Here is a 17,802-nt window from a genome sequence, read left to right as displayed (position 1 = left end):
ATCACTTAAATTAAAATTAACTAACTTATTGTCTCTATTATGAAAAAATGGCACTTGCTGTATTGTAAACGAGGACAAGTTCCTCGCGCTATCGAACACTTAGAACGTCAGCAAGTGGGCTGTTTCACACCAATGGTTACCATAGAAAAAATAGTAAGAGGAAAACGCACAGCAGTAACCGAGCCTCTTTTTCCTAATTACCTTTTTATCGAGTTTGATCCTGAAGTGATCCATACCACAACCATTAACTCAACACGTGGAGTGAGCTCGTTTGTTCGCTTTGGGCAATATCCTGTCACTGTTCCTCAAGATGTGATTGATACATTACAAATACCTCAACTTTCATCACTCACTTATAGTGAAGAAAATGTACCTCATAGTGGAGATAGCGTATTGATTACAGAGGGTATTTTTCAAGGAATTCAAGCTATATATCAAGAACCTGATGGTGAGACTCGCTCAATTTTGCTTTTAAACATATTAAATAGCGAAGTGAAAAAATCAGTGAGTAATAAAGAATTTAAAAAAGAGTCTCCCTAGAAAAAGTTAACCCAGCTATTGCTGGGCTAATATCATATGATTTCAGGAAACTTGTTCCTAAAACTATTTTTGCTGTTCTGTTTCAGCTTCTTCCTCTGCTTCCTCAGCTTCTTCTTCAGGTGTTTTTCTTCGGCCGTTACCCACATAGAAACGCGATACCATGACACCGATTTCAAACAGTAAGTACATAGGTATTGCTAATAAGGTTTGAGAGAAAACATCTGGTGGCGTCAATACCATACCAACGACAAAGGCACCCACAAGAATATAAGGACGTTTTTTCTTTAATGCTTCTGGTGTTGTTACACCACTCCAGCACAGTAAGATAATCGCAATAGGTACTTCAAACGCCGCACCAAACGCCATAAAGAGCGTCATCACGAAGCTGAGATATTTACTGATATCTGGAATAAAGTTAACCCCTTCAGGGGTTGTATTAACAAAGAAACCAAATGCAAGAGGGAACACAACAAAATAAGCAAACGCCATGCCGAGATAGAATAATACCGTACTTGAAACAAGTAACGGCAACATCAGGCGACGTTCGTGTTTATACAATGCTGGTGCGATAAAAGCCCATACCTGATAAAGGATAACAGGTACAGAAGCAAAAACAGATACCATGATTGTCAATTTAATCGGAGTCAAAAAAGTAGAGGCAACATCTGTCGCACTCATATTTGACCCTTGTGGCAACTTATCGAGTAATGGAGCCGAGACTAATTGATAGATATCGTTAGAAAAATAAACCAGCCCTAAAAAAACCACTAAAACAGAAACCAAGCTATACATCAAACGCTTGCGTAGTTCTATTAAATGGCTGATCAGCGGTTGGGTATCATTTACTGCCATGTTTTAATGCTCACCATTGACCTGATCAGTTGTTTTTTTCTCTATTGTTACTGTCTTAGTAACAGGAACTTCTGTCTTTGTAACACTTTCTGCCACAACAGGTTTATGGCTGTTAGCATCATCATTAACTTCATCAGCTTCAGCAAGCGCAGCAAGATCAGAAGGTGAAGGTTCCGTAGAGTCGGTTTTTACAGACTGCTCTGTTGTTGAGTCTGGCGTTGAAGGTGCTTGATAAGTCTGCTTTAAAGACTGTGCAGCCTCTTTTAACTCATCCATAGACGCTTTTAACTCTGGCGATAACGTTTGTAAATTTGCTTTCTCTTCAACTTTCTTCAAACTCTCTTGGAGTTCTTGAAGTTTAAGTTCTTGAGTTAGCTCATTTTGTACATTCGCAGCCAAAGAGCGTAGCGCCCTTACCCAGCCAGCAATTGTTTTTACTGCTACGGGCAAACGTTCTGGCCCCAGAAAAACAAGACCAATCACCATGACCAATAGCAGCTGACTAAAACCAATGTCAAACACGGTTTATACCTGCTCTTTGTTTTTGCTCTCAGTTGTAGACTTCTCTTCTGTTGAAGTCTTCTGCGCTAAATTTTTAGTATCAAAATCTGCGTCGTTATTTGTTTTTTCAGCGTTGTTGGTGTCTTTATCTGCAGCTTCGTCACCAATCGCTTTTTTAAAGCCTTTTACTGATGCACCTAAATCTGAGCCCAATGTGCGCAGTTTATTTGTACCAAATAATAAGACAACGATGACAGCGATGATAAGTAATTGCCAAATGCTAATACCGCCCATTTTATGTTCCTCAACTATTTTCGGGGTTATACTTAATAACAGTGCCCATTATATACAACGAATTCAATTTTCGGGAATCTCGAATTCATCTTTTAACTTGCTCAAAGACAAACTTTGATGTGTTTTTATTGTGCATTACCAGATCTAAACCAACCCAAAATCCATGCAAGAAGGCCTAAGCTGATAAAAACACTGAATAATGTTTTAAAACCAGAAACAAAAAACAGGCTACCGCATAAAAACAGTGTCGTACCTATACCCAATAAAAATAGAGACTGTCTCTGTTTGACTCTTTGCGAACTTATTTGTTCCGTCAATTTATCTAGTGTTAACTTCATATTTTTATGTTGTTTCAGACTATCATAAACCAGCTCTGGTATCTCTGGCATTTTTTCTATCCAGTAAGGCGCCTTACTCTTTATGCCATTCATTAATGCTGTAATACCAATTTGGCTATGCAACCAATCTTCTAAGAAAGGTTTTGCCGTTTTCCATAAATCTAATTGTGGATACAGTTGTCGCCCAAGACCTTCAACATAAAGCAGTGTTTTTTGAAGCAACACTAATTGAGGCTGTACTTCCATATTAAAACGCCGTGCGGTATTGAACAGATTAAGCAACACATGACCAAATGAGATCTCAGACAGAGGCTTTTCAAAAATTGGTTCGCACACGGTACGGATTGCAAATTCAAAATCTTCCACATTGGTATCTGCTGGCACCCAACCTGAATCAACATGTAACTCTGCAACTTTTCGATAATCACGATTAAAGAAAGCTAAGAAGTTCTCAGCTAAATAGCGTTTATCTTCTTTATTTAATGAACCAACGATACCGCAATCAATGCCGATATAATATGGATTTTCAGGGTGATCATAACTAATAAACACATTACCAGGATGCATATCCGCATGGAAGAAACTGTCTCTAAACACTTGAGTGAAAAAGACTTTTACACCGCGCTCTGCAAGAAGCTTCATATTCGTCTTTTGTGCATTTAACGCTTCAATATCAGAAACGGGAATACCGTAAATACGTTCCATCACCATCACATTTTCATGGCAATAATCTGAATACACTTCTGGGATATAAAGCATCGAGCTATTTTCAAAATTACGGCGAAGTTGAATAGCATTAGCGGCTTCACGCAGTAAATTTAGCTCATCGAGTAATGTTTTTTCGTATTCGCGGATCACTTCTTTAGGTCGTAAACGACGACCATCAGGTAAAAACGGTAATAAATTTGCCAAGCGATACATTAAACGGATATCTGCTTTGATCACAGGCTGGATATCGGGGCGAATAACTTTTAGCACAACTTCTTTGCCGTTTTCTTTTAATTTCGCTGTATGAACCTGAGCAATAGAAGCCGAAGCCAGAGGTGTTTCATCAAAATCATCAAACCATTGGTCGATAGGACCACCAAATGAATTTTCGATATATTGTCGTGCTTTTTTGCCATCAAAAGGGGCAACTTTATCTTGCAATAGCGCAAGTTGGTCAGCAATTTGAGGAGGAAAGAGATCACGTCGAGTTGATAACATTTGACCTAATTTAATCCAAACAGGCCCTAATGTTTGCAATGCGAGTCGTAAGCGTTCACCTAATGGTTTTTCTGGATGCTTATTTTTGATCCAAAAGAGTGCTCGGCATCCCAATCTTGCAGGTAAAGTAATTCGATGTTTAGGAATTAATTCATCAAGCCCATAAGATAAGAATACCTGAATAATATGATAGAGGCGCTTTAACTCACTAAGGAGCATTATTTTTTCTCCAATGTGCCTAACCGTTTTTCTAGTTCGGCTGTTTGCTGTGCAAGTTGTTCTATTTCATCATAAAAATGGACTGTTTCTAATGCACTAGGTGCGGTTTTCCACTCCTCAATTAACGCATCACGCAAATAACCTTTTTGGTGACTCAAGAGTGAAGAAAATAACTGAACGCCCTTTCCTGCAACAACAGTCAAACTTTGCGCTGCTATGTCGCCAATATACGGTGCTAAATATTGCGCGGGATCCCACTGCGCCATATCTAGCAATGCAGACCAATTTTGAACAACCTGCATATCACCATCAATAGTGATATCGCCACGATTGATCAATTCTGACATTTTTTGGCGATCGCGAAGCTTAATCAGAGTAAGTAATTTTGTTTTTATCAAACAATCAGTTTCATCATCCCACTGGCTTAATACATCAACTTGTTGTTCGCTAAAGACTAAGTAGATGGAACGAGGAAACTCATTGATAGAAAGCGCCAACACTTTGCCCGCAAGGCGATTGCGGGCAGGTTTAAGCACATTTTCCTGATATAAAACGTGATTAAGAGCTGTCTCCATTGATGCTGTTAACAGCGGATACAGCACTTGAGTAGCAATATCATGAGAAAAAGTGGCTTTTTCCATCTCAGAATTTAAATCCTTTGTGTAGAGCAACTATACCGCCAGTCATGTTGGTATAGGTCACTTGGCCAAATCCCGCTTCTTCCATCATACCTTTTAAAGTTTCTTGGTCTGGATGCATACGAATTGACTCCGTTAAATAACGGTAACTTTCAGCATCATTTACAATCACTTGGCCAATTTTTGGTAGGATATGGAAAGAGTAAGCATCATAAATTTTGCTTAAAGGATCAAGAACCGGTTTAGAGAACTCCAGCACCAGCAATCGTCCACCTGGTTTCAATACACGAAACATAGAACGCAATGCTTTCGCTTTATCGGTCACATTACGTAAGCCAAAGGAGATAGTGATGCAATCAAAATGGTTATCAGGGAAAGGTAACTCTTCAGCATTCGCTTGTACGTAGTTAACATTACCCACAATACCGTGATCGCGTAGCTTTTCACGTCCCATTTTCAGCATTGAATCATTAATATCAGCTAAAACAACTTCTCCATTTTCACCTACTAAACGAGAGAATTTAGCTGTTAAATCACCAGTACCGCCCGCAAGATCAAGAACTCGTTGATTACGTCTTACACCACTTGCTTCAATAGTATAACGTTTCCAAATGCGGTGGACACCGAAAGACATCAAGTCATTCATTAAATCATATTTAGACGCGACAGAGTGAAAAACCCTTGCAACCATGGTTTGTTTATCATCTTTGTCAACGGTTTGGAAACCAAAATCTGTTGTTTCCTTAGTTTGTTGAGTCATATTATTTGCCCGCTAATTAATCAAAATTTAGTAAATTCAGTACTGGTCTTATTTCAGAAATCTTTATCTCTTTATTTTTCAAATCAATCAGACGTCGATTTTTCAATGAGATCATTATCAATCGTTTTTTTTATCTCAACCCCTAGGGATTTGAAGCCTTCCGCTTGACTGATAAGATTTCCACGACCTTCAGAGAGTTTTTTCATCGCCAATAAATAGCCAGACTGCGCTTTTTGAATACTGTTTCCTAGCCCTTGCATATCATCAACGAAAAGTCTTAATTTGTCATACATTTTAGCCGCTCTGTCCGCAATTTCTTGCGCATTTTGGCTTTGATATTCATATCGCCACAATGCCGCTATTGTACGCAAAGCAACAAGTAAAGTGGATGGCCCAACTAACATTATATTGTTTTTCAATGCTTCTTCTAACAAATCAGGAGAATGACCAATCGCAACAAGATAAGCTGGCTCTATGGGTATAAACATCAAAACATAGTCTAAAGACGTAACACCCGGTAGTTTATGATAATCTTTTACACTCAATCCTTTAATATGCGTTCTAATTGAGTTTACATGTGCATAAAGCGCCTGTTTACGTTCATTATCATCATGGCTACTAAAATACTTTTCATATGCCACCAGCGACATTTTAGCGTCGATAATGACATCCCTACCATGAGGTAAATGCACAATAACGTCAGGTTGATAGCGACCGCCATTTTCATGGCGAATACTCACCTGTGTTTCAAACTCATGGCCTTCACGTAATCCTGAAGACTCTAATATACGCGCTAAAACCGTTTCCCCCCAATTACCTTGGACTTTATTGTCCCCTTTTAAGGCATTTGTTAGGTTAACCGCTTCTTGTGCCATCTTGACATTTAATTGTTGAAGCTGGCGAATTTCATGAACTAAGGTATGCCGCTCTCTGGCTTCTTGCCCAAAACCATCTTGAACTTGGCGTCGAAAACTTTCCAGTTGTTCACGAAAAGGTGACAGTAAATGCGTTAGCCCTTGTCGATTTAACTCTTCGGCTTTACGCCCACTTTGTTCAAAAATACGATTAGCCAGATTTTCAAATTGCGTCGCAAGCCGTTGCTCACTATTGACTAATAGTCGCTGTTTTTCTTCAGCAGATATTCGACTCTCTTCCCACCGCGTTGTCACTTCTCTTAATTCTGCTTCTTGAGAGGTAATAATTTCTCGTTGAGCACGCAATTCTTGCTCTAGTTGCTCTATATGCTGTTGTAAAGAGGGGATAATTGCTGATTTTTCTTGGGCAACGGCAAGCTGTGTGTAGTTTTCACGTAGCATGGCTTCTTTATCAGCTAGACGTTGCTGGATAGACCACCAAACAAGCGCGCCACCGACCAGTACACCGCCTAATAAACCAATGATCCCATATAACAACTGAATATCCACTAAAGTGACCTTTTTACTTTCCAGCGGGCTACGTTAAAACGCATAGATAATATTGTCTAGCAACAATTTACATCGTGACTTGATTTGCGATAAAGGACGCAATTATCCCACCCATTTCGCAAGCCATTGCAAACCAAAGGCACCGGGTGCCAAAATACCAAATGCCCAGATCATGGCTGATGTTAAATTAGCAATTTGAAAATAACGCTGTGGCATTGCACAAATGCCCGCAACTAAAGGCACAATGGCACGAAAAGGCCCAAAAAAACGCCCAATAAATACGCCCCAGATTCCCCAACGATTAAAAAATTGATGACCTCTAACAAGCGTTTGTGGTGATCGCGAAATTGGCCATAAGTTTCTCACACCATCTTTATAGTGGAAACCTACCCAGTACGAGACCCAATCTCCAAAAAAAGCACCTAATGCAGCAGCAAGCCAAATCGGCCAGAAAAACAAGCCACTTTCACCAATTAAGGCCCCTAATCCCAATAAAATAACAGTTGCGGGGATCAACAAAGAAATAAAAGCGAGTGACTCACCAAAAGCAAGAAAGAACACGATAGGAATAGCCCAGATTTCGTGCTCTTTTACAAAGAGAGTGATGGTATGAATGATATCTTGTACTGTCAAAATAGAGGCCTTAAATTCGGTTAACCTAAGTAAAATAAAACAGACTGATTAACCGAATATAAATCACTTCATTATTCGAGAAAATAATTTTGTAAGATATCTCGGCTTGCAGTATCTAAACCAATATCTTTCTCTAACCACGTATCGACGTTGCCATAATGCTGATTAATACTGGTTAGTGCCGTTTGTAAAAACTCTTCTTGTACAGAATAAACATAGGCAAATTTATCGACAATATGTTCACTCATTGTTTTAGCATGCTCTTCTAAGAGGTAAGCACGATAAGGGGCTAATGTTTCATTCGTAAGTAGGTAGTCTTCCATCACCACATCTAAAGAAGCACCGAGTGCAAACAAGACTAATGCAGAACCTACGCCTGTTCTATCTTTACCTACTGCACAATGTTGCACTACACCCCCTTTTTCAGGTTGCTTTAATAGTGTAGCCAGTTGTTTATATGCAGGATTATTAATAGGTAATAACTTATATAACTGAAACATAAATGCTTTAGCATCAAATTGCTCTAATATTTCAGGTGTCAATTTTTCAAGATTGGCGGAGACTTCTTTTGATAATGGATTTGCAGGTGCATGATAATATTGAGCCCCTTCCCAAACCCGGTCTGGTTTATCAATAATTTCACCGGCGTCACGATAATCAATGATTTGAAAAAGATTTCTATCGACGAGAAGAGATTGATCTGTATGGGTTAATCTATCCAGTGAGCCTGAGCGAAAGAGCATTCCAGGTTTAATAACACCACCGTTACTTAATTTTTTCCCACCTAAATCACGAAAGTTGATCCCACCAACTAAAGGCAACACCGAAGGATGTGTTTGTAAGATATCAGTCATAACGCCTCTTCTCATTATTATGTTGTTAAGTTCTTAAAGACCTTAACAGAAATCATCTTCTGTTGTCATGTCATATTAACGTGATGAATTACCATACAAAAAAAGCCCTTAATACTTTTGTATTAAGGGCTTTAGAACTCAATTAAAAATGCTTATTTCATTAAAATACGAGCTGCTTCAATAACGATGCCAAGTGCATTGTTTTCTGTTTTCTTCAGTAATTCTGCATCTGGAATTTCTTGCTGAGTACGGTTTACGATAACACCTGCAACCATACCTGCACGTAAACCTTGGCTTGCACACATTGTCAATAATGTTGCAGATTCCATTTCATAGTTCATTACGCCCATTTCTTGCCACTCTTTCATCGAGCCTTTGAAACGGCGAACAACACGGCCTGTATAAGTATCGTAACGTTCTTGTCCTGGATAGAATGTATCAGAAGACGCAGTTACACCTACGTGTACAGTTGAGCCATTGTCTTTAGCAGCTTTGTACAGTGCATTCATACATTCAAAGTCAGAAACTGCTGGGAATTCCATTGGTGCAAAGTGTAAGCTCGCGCCATCTAAACGGACTGCGGCCGTAGTCACAAGAATATCACCTACGTTGATATGTTCTTGAATTGCACCTGTTGTACCAATGCGTAAGAAAGTACGAATACCTAATTGCGCTAATTCTTCAACTGCAATAGAAGTAGATGGACCACCGATACCCGTTGAGCAAACAATGACTGCTTTGCCATCAATTTCACCACGCCATGACGTGTATTCACGTAAAGAAGCCAGATGGACAGGGTTATCCATTAATTTTGCAATTTTTTCAACACGCTTAGGATCACCTGGAACAATTGCTAAAGTGGCACCCTGTAGGTCATTTTTGGTTAAACCTAAGTGAAATACATCAGACATATCGGACTCCTCAATGGGACAAAACCAATGTTCATTAAATTAAGACTTACTTTATCAGCTTTACAGACCTTTTTAGTGACCAATATCACCCACAAGGCGCCAAACAAAGTAACAATTTCATAAAATTGTGATTATCATCACGAAATATGGCATTCGAAATACATTATCAGCAAATACATTATCAATATTCGCTTACTTCAATCATTCAAGATACTCATACATCCATTCTAATTAATTAGTATAGATGCAATAAACACCTTATCGAATATAAACACCCCAATATATATACTCTAAATAATTCAATGCGAGTGAATATAATCAACAACACTACAGCTTGAAGCATACGAGTATAGATGAATATACTAACTTCACGTACACTACCCGCCTTTAAAATTAACATCTAATGTGTGACACCTATTTTGTCACTGGAGTGATCATGAGTTTATTTAACCAAATTGCGAGCCTACTAGGTGGCGAAAAAATCAATCAATATAAAACTGTCCTCGACTGGGTTGAGTCTCAAGGCGGCATTGAAGGCTTAATAAAGCAATTTGATACAGCGGGTTTAAGTGAGCTAATCCAATCTTGGATAAGTACAAATACAAATTTACCTATCAGTGCTGAACAAATTGTAACTGTTTTCTCATCGCCTGTTATTAACGAACTTGCGTCAAAGATTAATTTAAGTGCAACTGAAGCCTCTGAAATGGCGGCACAATATCTACCTAAACTCATTGATAAAGTGACGCCTGATGGAGTGGTACCTAAAGATTTAGATTTAGTCAGCGCAGGGATGGATATTTTAAAAGCGAAGATTTTCGGTGGTTAAATAAACCAACTATTTTAATCGTGCCTATTTAATGCGTTTGCCCTTACATCCTATAAGAGAAAACGCATTATGTTCTTAATCATTAAAATTGATTACAGCAAACCTTCCTCAATTAACGCGTCATGGAAACGTTGTTTCTCTTCTGGCGTTGCTTGAATACGCTCTAAAGGCACATCTAAAGCATAAGGGATATTTTGTTGTGGTGAATAAACAGCTAAGACATAAGTATTTCCATTTTGCTCAATCACAATAGGAGGTGTTTTCTTATTTCCTGAATAAGCAATACGAATATCTTTACCATCTAAGTTAAGATGATAAGTTGCAATAAATTGCTTATTACTCACAACCATTTTTGCCGGGATTGCTATTAATTTTAGAGGCTGAGTACCCACTGATAATAATGCTTTTCTCACTTTACTCGTCAGTATTTGACGATAAATAAAAAAGATCACACTAAAACCAAATAAACCGATAAAAATAATCGTACTAATTAAGCGAAGCCAAATATTATCTATCGCCACATCAACGGTCATTTTACTGAGATCATTTGCATCAGCGACGGGTTCAACTAATACATCTTTAGGGCCTAAATCTAAAAAAGTAAAATTACGCGAGACTTCATTGCCTTTATAGCGTAAATCAACACTACAGTTAGTCAAAACAAAGAGTTGAGAACGACAAGAGCCATTTACTGTAGCATCAACAGGTACTGCATTCTCACTGATTTTATAATCATAAAGAATATTGGGAATTTGATAAGCACTAAATACAGTCATTGCTAACATGAAAATAACTAAGAATAAGGTGCGAAATAATCCACCGTCTCCTCTTAGTGGAACTAATTTCAAAGGTCGAGTTGGAAAAGCATCTAATACCTTATCCGAAAGTTTAATGCTAGTTTGCACAATAATTATATCCATAAAATTAAAGAGTTTTCGCAGTATAGCAACTCTAATGAATATCAATAATAAGATTTGTTCTGAGTTTTAATTAATACTCTTTTTTATTTATATAAAATTAGCCTGCTATTTTTATGATATAACTCTTTATCAAAGTAACCATTCAAAAATAGCAGGCTAATAAGTAATTATTTTATTATGCGTTTTGGCGTAAATATTTAGCTGCTTCCACCATATTCGCTAATGCTGCACGTGTTTCAGTCCAGCCTCGTGTTTTTAATCCGCAGTCTGGATTCACCCATAAACGCTCTGCTGGAATACGCGATTGCGCTTTTCTTAATAATCCCACAATCCATTCCACATTGGGCACGTTAGGTGAGTGAATATCATAAACACCTGGTCCAATTTCATTTGGGTAATCAAAGTGTTCAAAGGCTTCTAAAAGCTCCATATCTGAACGTGATGTTTCGATAGTAATCACATCAGCATCCAATGCAGCAATAGAATTCATGATGTCATTAAACTCGCAATAACACATATGAGTATGAATTTGGGTGTCATCATCAGCGACAGCGGCACTTAATTTAAAGGCATCAACTGCCCAATCAAGATAAGCTTGCCATTCATCACGACGCAGTGGTAATCCTTCTCGTAAGGCTGGTTCATCTATTTGGATTATACCAATACCCGCTTTTTGTAAATCGTCTACTTCATCACGTAGTGCTAACGCAATCTGTTTTGCAATTGTTTCACGCGTCACATCTTCACGAGGGAACGACCAACATAAAATTGTCACTGGCCCTGTTAGCATTCCTTTGACTGGCTTTTCAGTTAATGATTGTGCGTAAGTTGCCCAATCCACAGTAATGGCTTCCGGACGACTAATATCTCCAATAATCACTGGTGGTTTTACACAACGTGAGCCATAACTTTGTACCCAACCATTTTGTGTAAAGACATAGCCATCAAAATGCTCGCCAAAATATTCCACCATGTCATTACGTTCAGCTTCACCATGCACTAATACGTCGAGGCCTAGGTTTTCTTGCTCTGTTATCGCTTGCTTAATATGTTCACTGATATTTTTGCGATAAGCGACTGTATCAATATTTCCTTTTTTAAAATCAAGGCGCACAGTACGAATTTCAGTAGTTTGTGGAAATGAACCAATGGTCGTGGTTGGCCATAATGGCAGATTAAACCGAGCACGTTGAACTTCTGCGCGTTGGGTATAAGGTGAATTTCGTTCACTGTCTTGCGTTTTAATCGACTCTAAACGAGCGGCCACTTTGGCATTATGCACGCGAGTAGAATGCTGACGTTGACGAATTGGGGCACTGTATTGTGCCAATTGATCATCATACTCGCCTTCGGGTGCATTTAGTGCCCTAGTCAACAAAGCCACTTCTTCACATTTTTGAATAGCAAAAGCAAACCAACTTTTTACTTCATCATCAAGTTTAGTTTCTGCCTTTAAATCAATTGGGCTATGCAGTAATGAACATGAAGTTCCGATCCATAATGGACGTTTATCTTTTAGCGCAACGACTTGCTGATAACGTGTACTCAAATCGGCTTTCCAAACATTACGGCCATTAATGACACCTAATGACAGCACCCAATCTTTAGGTAATGTTTGATGTAAGTGTTGCAAATCATCTTGGCCTGCTGAAACATCAACATGAAGCCCATTAATAGGTAAGTCCTTAATAATATCAAGATGATGAGAAACACTATCAAAATAAGTTGTCAGTAGTAATTTAACCTGCCCCGTTAATGCTTGATAAGCAGTTTGGTATGCGTTTTGCCATTCAATTGGTAAATCCAAGACCAATGCAGGCTCATCAATTTGTACCCACTCAATACCTTTTTCTTTTAATGCATTAAGAACTTGTTGATAAATAGGTAGAATTTCTTTTAAAAGCGTTAATCTATCAAAATCAGGTCCTTTTACTTTGCCTAACCAAAGATAAGTCACTGGACCCAGTAGTACCGGTTTTATTTTATGACCAAGAGCTAATGCTTCATCTACTTCATCTAATAACTCTTTCCACGCAAAGGTAAATGATTGACCTTGTTGGAATTCTGGCACGATATAGTGATAGTTAGTATTAAACCATTTCGTCATTTCAGATGCGGCAACAGGTTTACCCGTTGGCGCTCTACCACGCGCAACTCTAAATAATGTATCAAGATCTAATGAGCCATCTTCATTACGGTGGCGAGGTGGCACGTTGCCTAACAATAGACTTGTTCCTAATACTTGGTCATACCAAGCAAAATCACCAACAGGTAATAATTCAACACCCGCATCTGCTTGTTGCTGCCAGTGACGAGCACGAAGTGTTTTACCCACTGCGATAAGTTCTTCTTGTGAAATCTTGCCTGCCCAATAATTTTCTTGTGCCTTTTTTAGCTCTCTATCTAAGCCAATACGAGGGAAACCCAGTGTGTGATTGCGAATTGTCATAATTAAAATCCTATTTTTAGCCGTCTAGATGTTTACACATCCATAATCTACAGGTAGTGTATAAATCACAAGCGCAAATTTTTCATCAACAACCTGAAGGTTTCTCATGATAGAAATAAAACACTTAAAAACGATATTGGCACTAAAGCACACAGGCTCTCTTGCTAACGCAGCAAATCAACTACATCAAACACAGTCGGCTCTTTCACATCAATTTAGTGAATTAGAACATCGTCTGGGTTATCGAATTTTTGTGCGTAAAAGCCAACCACTGCGTTTTACCCCACAAGGTGAAGTACTGGTCAAATTAGCTGAAGAAGTTCTGCCTATCGTACGCAGAGCGATTGAAGCGTGTAATGAGCCGGGGAGTTCAAATTTAAATATTGCGATTGAATGCCATAGTTGTATTCAATGGTTAACACCCGCATTACAGCAATATCGCCAAACATGGCCTGAAGTCAATGTTGATTTCCATTCGGGGGTTACGTTTGATCCACAACCAGCATTACTACAACGTGAATTAGATGTAGTGCTAACTTCTGATATTTTAGATGATGCACGTTTGCACTATACTCCACTGTTTGACTATGAAGTTAAACTGGTTTTATCGCCCGACCACCCTCTCGCAAATCGCTTACATATTCAGCCACAAGATTTAATTGCAGAAACCTTATTTATTTATCCTGTGCAAAGAGAGCGTTTTGATGTGTGGCGCCATTTTTTACAACCCGCAGGAATAACACCACATTTTAAACATGTCGATAATACATTGTTGTTAATTCAAATGGTTGCGGCTGGCATGGGGATCGCTGCTCTACCTCATTGGGCAGTAGAGAATTTTGAAAAACAAGGATTAGTGGTGACAAAAACATTAGGTGAGGGATTATGGAGCCGGTTATATGCAGCCAATCGCAGTGGAGAGCAACATCAACCGGCAATTCGTGAATTTATTCGTTTATCAGGTCAGCACGCTGTTAACAATCTTCCTTTTGTAAAACAGGTCGGTGTATCCAGCGTCGATGGAACCAAAGTGATGCAACAATCAGGCTCGCGCCTATGATGAAACTTGGCCAATTTGGATGTTGTTGCCAAATAGAGAAATTCACTAATAACCCAGCTGGAACCATCATGTTATTCATAATAGCTAAGGTTCCAGCATCAACTTGTGTAGCACCATAGTTCCACATGAAATAGCCTATTCCAGAAGCTCCTATTCCTAGCCAGAATAAAACCCCCCATTGTAGTGATGTTGTTGGTATTTTCTGCCAATCAGCAAAACACAATGCACCAACCAGTGAAACGGCAACTGCACCAAGATAAAACCAAGAAAACGCATGATGTTGTGGAATTGGATGTACTTCCATTAATCGCTTATAACCCACTTGGCCGATAGCAAAGAAAATATTAGCAAGTTGCACTAATAATAGCCCATACCAAAAATCATCACTTAAATGGTCATAACGAATAATAGCGGCGCCTAACACTGCTAATAAAGAGCTAAATACATAACCCCAGCGTAATTTTTGACGTTCTAATAGATCATAAATTAACGTGACATAAAGTGGTGTTAATACGGTAAACAGTAAGAATTCTGCGACGGTCAAATAGTTATAAGCATGGAAGACAAACAGATACATGATACCAAGTTGGCAAGCTCCCACACTCATATAAAGCAAAATTACCTTAAAACGAATTCCCTTCCAACGTAAGAAAGGTAAAAAGACCAAAGCCGCTAAAGAAACACGGATCAAAACAGAGAGCCAACTATCAACCTGACCCGCGAGATATTCGCCAATCAGGCTAAAAGAGGCTGCCCATAACAGTGTTGTAATAATGAGCAACCACATAATTAACTATCTTTCTCAACTAACAATGCTTCCATTAAATCCAATTCATGTAGCAACAATTGGAGTGTTTCATTACTGATTTTTCGCGTAGCCCTCAAATGGTAAAGCTCACCACGTTCAGCACGTAATGCAGTTAAGCGAAAACGTCTTTCAAGATCTTCTTCTAACATGTTATGAACCATTTCATCTTGAGTTGCAGTACGACGTCGTAAATAGCCCGTTACCCGAGAAGCAACTTCATTAATTTCTTCTGCATCGAGTTGCTCTTCTGTACTCGCGGCTAAACGCTCTTCCATTTTATTCAAGCTGACAATCGCCACTTCTGCCATGATTTTTCGCGCATAACGAACTTCATTTTTATCGGCTTCTTTATCGGTAGTTTTCACGCCTTTCAACAGGAAAGGAAGCGAAATAATACCGACAAGGATTGACAGTAAAATAACACCTGCTGCGATAAAGATGATTTGATAACGCCCAGGGAAAGTACTGCCATCGGTTAAAAAGAGTGGAATAGAAAGCGCACCAGCTAGAGTAATCGCACCACGAACACCAGCAAATGACGAAAGCCACAGTTCACGCGTTGTATAATTGGCGAAATCAAGTGGGTGTTTTTTCATAAAGATACGGCTAATTTTTTTCATCAGCCATAACCATGTAAAACGTAAAATAAGTAATGCAAAATAGATGACGAATACGGCAGCAAACAACATCCATACTTCAACTTCTGGATCAAGGTCGGCTTGAATAACAGAGCTTGTCCAAATAATCGGAAGTTGTAAGCCAAGCATAATAAAGACCAGGCCGTTAAAGACAAATTCAAGCATTGACCACACACTATCAGCACGTAAACGCATTGCGAGTGGTGCATTACGAATAACACCGGATTTACTGATAGTCATACCGGCAGCAACTGCAGCTAAAATTCCTGAAAAACCAATATGCTCTGCAATTAAGTAGGATGCGAAAGGTAGCAATAACATAAAGACGATTTGTGTAGCAGGATCATCACCACTCCAGCGACTCATTAATCGCAGAGATTTACTGTAAATCAAGGTGACGCCAATACCGGCCAGTAGCCCGCCGACAGCGACTTTAAAGAACTCAAGTGTTGCGCCACCCACAGTAAACACCATGGTGCCCATTGCCACAGCAACCGCAAATTTCAAGGCAACCAGACCTGAAGCATCATTCATTAATGCTTCACCCTCTAAAATGCCCATTATCCGCTTAGGTATTCGCCCTTTACCGACAATAGAAGAAAGTGCTACCGCATCCGTTGGAGAAAGCACCGCCGCTAATGCGAATGCAGAAATCAGTGGGATACTTGGCATCATCCAATAAATTAAATAGCCAATACCAACAACAGTTACCATCACTAAAACAAGCACAAGAATAAAAATTTCACGCCCATTTTGAATAAATTCTCGTGTTGGCGTTTTCCAACCATCAACAAACAACAAAGGAGGGATCAATAGGACGAGGAATAATTCAGGATCAAAAGTGACATGTAAACCAAACTGAGGCCATGCCAATAAAGCCCCTATCACAATCTGTATTAATGGTAACGGAACACGAAAGGGAATTAGTTTTGTAATAACTCCCGAAACTGAAACCACCAGTATTAAAATCAAAATAGTAAAGAAAATTTCCATGTTACCCTTACATGCCTATTTTTATCCCAAAAACCTGTTATCTTTTCCTTAAAAAAGAAAACCCTACTGAATGATAAAAAAACACACCCTGCAAAAACTTATGCGCCATGCCTTTCTTTACCTTTCCTTATTTTAAACAGATCCCACACAGACTCATGCGCGATTATTTAAAATTAAGATTAATCGTATCTAACGTAACAAATTGCACACTTCTCATTACTCTCTATTGATTAACGGCATTAAACATCGAAAGCATACGTTTTTATTTCTCTTTTTCCGTCTAAACGATGTAATTACTCGTATACAAACGTAAAACATTAAGAAATTAAATAAAAATAACAAATAAAAGACAATGTCGATTAATTTTTAGAGCTGCATCGCTTATTTACATGATTATTCAATCGTTCTTAACATCGACATCATGACAACATCACAATACTTTCCGTCTCTAAATGCTGCTTTACGGCGTATACCTTCAACTTCAAAGCCTAATTTTTTATATAAATGTAAGCCTTTTTCATTATCTGAATACACTTCCAACTCTAAACGTGTTGCGGCTAACCAATTGAATGCATAATCGATTGCTGTATTGATAAGTAACTTACCGACACCTTTTCCGGAGTACTCGGCACCCACACCAATACCAAAACTTACAATGTGGCGACGACGAGGATGATTATCAATTATCAGTGCTAAATGTCCCGCAACTTGACCATCAATAGTTGCTACAAAATTAGGAATATTTTGTTCTGCGAATTCGAGTAATCTTTTTTTCCACATCGTCACAGAAGGGTAAGGAAATTGGCAAGTACAAATATATAAATCAGGATGAGTATATAACTGTTGAATTGCGGCTGCGTCGTCTGGTTCGCCATGGCGTATTTTTATTTCTTGCATATATTCTACCAATTATTTAACAACTAAGCTTAATTTCG

18 protein-coding genes are annotated in these 17,802 nt (G+C 38.7%); 3 read left to right on the top strand and 15 right to left on the bottom strand.

All coding sequences use genetic code 11. From position 1 onward, the window contains the following. Window positions 1-39 precede the first annotated feature (39 nt). A complete protein-coding gene (gene rfaH, locus GTH24_RS02015; RefSeq protein WP_072069489.1) occupies window positions 40-540 on the top strand; it encodes a transcription/translation regulatory transformer protein RfaH in 501 nt (166 codons plus the stop codon). Between the two features lie 63 nt (window positions 541-603). On the opposite strand, the gene tatC is transcribed toward rfaH, so the two are convergent. From tatC to udp, 10 genes are all read right to left on the bottom strand, one after another. After that, the gene (tatC, locus tag GTH24_RS02010) at window positions 604-1,392 is read right to left on the bottom strand and encodes a Sec-independent protein translocase subunit TatC (protein WP_072069490.1); all 789 of its coding nucleotides are present in this window, start codon (window positions 1,390-1,392) and stop codon (window positions 604-606) included. Between the two features lie 3 nt (window positions 1,393-1,395). Continuing rightward, window positions 1,396-1,914 (bottom strand): Sec-independent protein translocase protein TatB, encoded by a 519-nt coding sequence (tatB, locus tag GTH24_RS02005; protein WP_072069491.1) that lies wholly within the window; start codon window positions 1,912-1,914, stop codon window positions 1,396-1,398. A gap of 3 nt (window positions 1,915-1,917) precedes the next feature. Next, window positions 1,918-2,187 (bottom strand): twin-arginine translocase TatA/TatE family subunit, encoded by a 270-nt coding sequence (gene tatA, locus GTH24_RS02000; RefSeq protein ID WP_006535549.1) that lies wholly within the window; start codon window positions 2,185-2,187, stop codon window positions 1,918-1,920. 125 nt (window positions 2,188-2,312) lie between these two features. Next, window positions 2,313-3,950, bottom strand: a complete 1,638-nt coding sequence (gene ubiB / locus GTH24_RS01995) for a ubiquinone biosynthesis regulatory protein kinase UbiB (protein ID WP_072069492.1) — start codon at window positions 3,948-3,950, stop codon at window positions 2,313-2,315. Further along, window positions 3,950-4,591 (bottom strand): ubiquinone biosynthesis accessory factor UbiJ, encoded by a 642-nt coding sequence (locus tag GTH24_RS01990; RefSeq protein ID WP_072069493.1) that lies wholly within the window; start codon window positions 4,589-4,591, stop codon window positions 3,950-3,952. Before GTH24_RS01990 ends, ubiB begins: the two co-directional genes overlap by 1 nt. 1 nt (window position 4,592) lies before the next feature. Beyond that, entirely contained in the window at window positions 4,593-5,348 is a 756-nt protein-coding gene (gene ubiE / locus GTH24_RS01985) for a bifunctional demethylmenaquinone methyltransferase/2-methoxy-6-polyprenyl-1,4-benzoquinol methylase UbiE (protein WP_072069494.1), read from the bottom strand. 83 nt (window positions 5,349-5,431) lie between these two features. After that, window positions 5,432-6,772 (bottom strand): DNA recombination protein RmuC, encoded by a 1,341-nt coding sequence (gene rmuC / locus GTH24_RS01980; RefSeq protein WP_072069495.1) that lies wholly within the window; start codon window positions 6,770-6,772, stop codon window positions 5,432-5,434. A gap of 102 nt (window positions 6,773-6,874) precedes the next feature. Then, the gene (locus tag GTH24_RS01975; RefSeq protein WP_164525886.1) at window positions 6,875-7,405 is read right to left on the bottom strand and encodes a DedA family protein; all 531 of its coding nucleotides are present in this window, start codon (window positions 7,403-7,405) and stop codon (window positions 6,875-6,877) included. A gap of 71 nt (window positions 7,406-7,476) precedes the next feature. Further along, on the bottom strand, window positions 7,477-8,259 hold the full coding sequence (locus GTH24_RS01970; RefSeq protein ID WP_072069497.1) for a tyrosine-protein phosphatase: 783 nt from the start codon (window positions 8,257-8,259) through the stop codon (window positions 7,477-7,479). 152 nt (window positions 8,260-8,411) lie between these two features. Continuing rightward, window positions 8,412-9,170, bottom strand: a complete 759-nt coding sequence (gene udp / locus GTH24_RS01965) for a uridine phosphorylase (protein ID WP_023583501.1) — start codon at window positions 9,168-9,170, stop codon at window positions 8,412-8,414. Between the two features lie 436 nt (window positions 9,171-9,606). On the opposite strand from udp, the gene GTH24_RS01960 reads away from it, so the two are divergent. Continuing rightward, on the top strand, window positions 9,607-9,999 hold the full coding sequence (locus GTH24_RS01960) for a YidB family protein (RefSeq protein WP_072069498.1): 393 nt from the start codon (window positions 9,607-9,609) through the stop codon (window positions 9,997-9,999). A 92-nt stretch (window positions 10,000-10,091) separates the two neighbouring features. Here GTH24_RS01960 and GTH24_RS01955 read toward each other — a convergent pair whose 3' ends face one another. Together GTH24_RS01955 and metE are read right to left on the bottom strand one after the other, a co-directional pair. After that, window positions 10,092-10,919: a hypothetical protein gene (locus GTH24_RS01955; protein WP_072069499.1), complete on the bottom strand. Its 828-nt coding sequence runs from the start codon at window positions 10,917-10,919 to the stop codon at window positions 10,092-10,094. Between the two features lie 175 nt (window positions 10,920-11,094). Beyond that, a complete protein-coding gene (metE, locus tag GTH24_RS01950) occupies window positions 11,095-13,368 on the bottom strand; it encodes a 5-methyltetrahydropteroyltriglutamate--homocysteine S-methyltransferase (RefSeq protein ID WP_164525885.1) in 2,274 nt (757 codons plus the stop codon). A gap of 106 nt (window positions 13,369-13,474) precedes the next feature. On the opposite strand from metE, the gene metR reads away from it, so the two are divergent. After that, window positions 13,475-14,428 carry an HTH-type transcriptional regulator MetR gene (metR, locus tag GTH24_RS01945; RefSeq protein ID WP_115351170.1) on the top strand — a complete coding sequence of 318 codons (954 nt, stop codon included), beginning with the start codon at window positions 13,475-13,477 and terminating at the stop codon, window positions 14,426-14,428. Here the strand turns inward: metR and GTH24_RS01940 are convergent. The 3 genes from GTH24_RS01940 to GTH24_RS01930 form a co-directional block, all read right to left on the bottom strand. Then, window positions 14,343-15,215, bottom strand: coding sequence for a carboxylate/amino acid/amine transporter (locus tag GTH24_RS01940; RefSeq protein ID WP_072069502.1), 873 nt, complete (start codon window positions 15,213-15,215; stop codon window positions 14,343-14,345). The genes metR and GTH24_RS01940 overlap by 86 nt on opposite strands. Before the next feature lie 2 nt (window positions 15,216-15,217). Continuing rightward, window positions 15,218-16,867: a Na+/H+ antiporter gene (locus tag GTH24_RS01935; RefSeq protein WP_072069503.1), complete on the bottom strand. Its 1,650-nt coding sequence runs from the start codon at window positions 16,865-16,867 to the stop codon at window positions 15,218-15,220. Between the two features lie 393 nt (window positions 16,868-17,260). Next, complete coding sequence (locus GTH24_RS01930; RefSeq protein WP_072069504.1) at window positions 17,261-17,764, bottom strand: GNAT family N-acetyltransferase; 504 nt, start codon at window positions 17,762-17,764, stop codon at window positions 17,261-17,263. Window positions 17,765-17,802 lie beyond the last annotated feature (38 nt).

It is taken from the genome of Proteus vulgaris (assembly GCF_011045815.1).
GTDB lineage: Bacteria > Pseudomonadota > Gammaproteobacteria > Enterobacterales > Enterobacteriaceae > Proteus > Proteus vulgaris_B.
Note: the sequence above shows the minus strand (reverse complement) of the source record. Positions and strands in the feature narration are given on the sequence as shown.

Excerpts from the sequence above, each read along its gene's own strand:
- ubiB (WP_072069492.1), bottom strand. The coding sequence starts at position 3,950 with ATGCTCCTTAGTGAGTTAAAGCGCCTCTATCATATTATTCAGGTATTC.
- GTH24_RS01970 (WP_072069497.1), bottom strand. The coding sequence starts at position 8,259 with ATGACTGATATCTTACAAACACATCCTTCGGTGTTGCCTTTAGTTGGT.
- ubiE (WP_072069494.1), bottom strand. The coding sequence starts at position 5,348 with ATGACTCAACAAACTAAGGAAACAACAGATTTTGGTTTCCAAACCGTT.
- udp (WP_023583501.1), bottom strand. The coding sequence starts at position 9,170 with ATGTCTGATGTATTTCACTTAGGTTTAACCAAAAATGACCTACAGGGT.
- GTH24_RS01990 (WP_072069493.1), bottom strand. The coding sequence starts at position 4,591 with ATGGAAAAAGCCACTTTTTCTCATGATATTGCTACTCAAGTGCTGTAT.
- GTH24_RS01940 (WP_072069502.1), bottom strand. The coding sequence starts at position 15,215 with ATGTGGTTGCTCATTATTACAACACTGTTATGGGCAGCCTCTTTTAGC.
- tatA (WP_006535549.1), bottom strand. The coding sequence starts at position 2,187 with ATGGGCGGTATTAGCATTTGGCAATTACTTATCATCGCTGTCATCGTT.
- tatC (WP_072069490.1), bottom strand. The coding sequence starts at position 1,392 with ATGGCAGTAAATGATACCCAACCGCTGATCAGCCATTTAATAGAACTA.
- metR (WP_115351170.1), top strand. The coding sequence starts at position 13,475 with ATGATAGAAATAAAACACTTAAAAACGATATTGGCACTAAAGCACACA.
- GTH24_RS01960 (WP_072069498.1), top strand. The coding sequence starts at position 9,607 with ATGAGTTTATTTAACCAAATTGCGAGCCTACTAGGTGGCGAAAAAATC.
- metE (WP_164525885.1), bottom strand. The coding sequence starts at position 13,368 with ATGACAATTCGCAATCACACACTGGGTTTCCCTCGTATTGGCTTAGAT.
- rfaH (WP_072069489.1), top strand. The coding sequence starts at position 40 with ATGAAAAAATGGCACTTGCTGTATTGTAAACGAGGACAAGTTCCTCGC.
- GTH24_RS01955 (WP_072069499.1), bottom strand. The coding sequence starts at position 10,919 with ATGGATATAATTATTGTGCAAACTAGCATTAAACTTTCGGATAAGGTA.
- GTH24_RS01930 (WP_072069504.1), bottom strand. The coding sequence starts at position 17,764 with ATGCAAGAAATAAAAATACGCCATGGCGAACCAGACGACGCAGCCGCA.
- GTH24_RS01935 (WP_072069503.1), bottom strand. The coding sequence starts at position 16,867 with ATGGAAATTTTCTTTACTATTTTGATTTTAATACTGGTGGTTTCAGTT.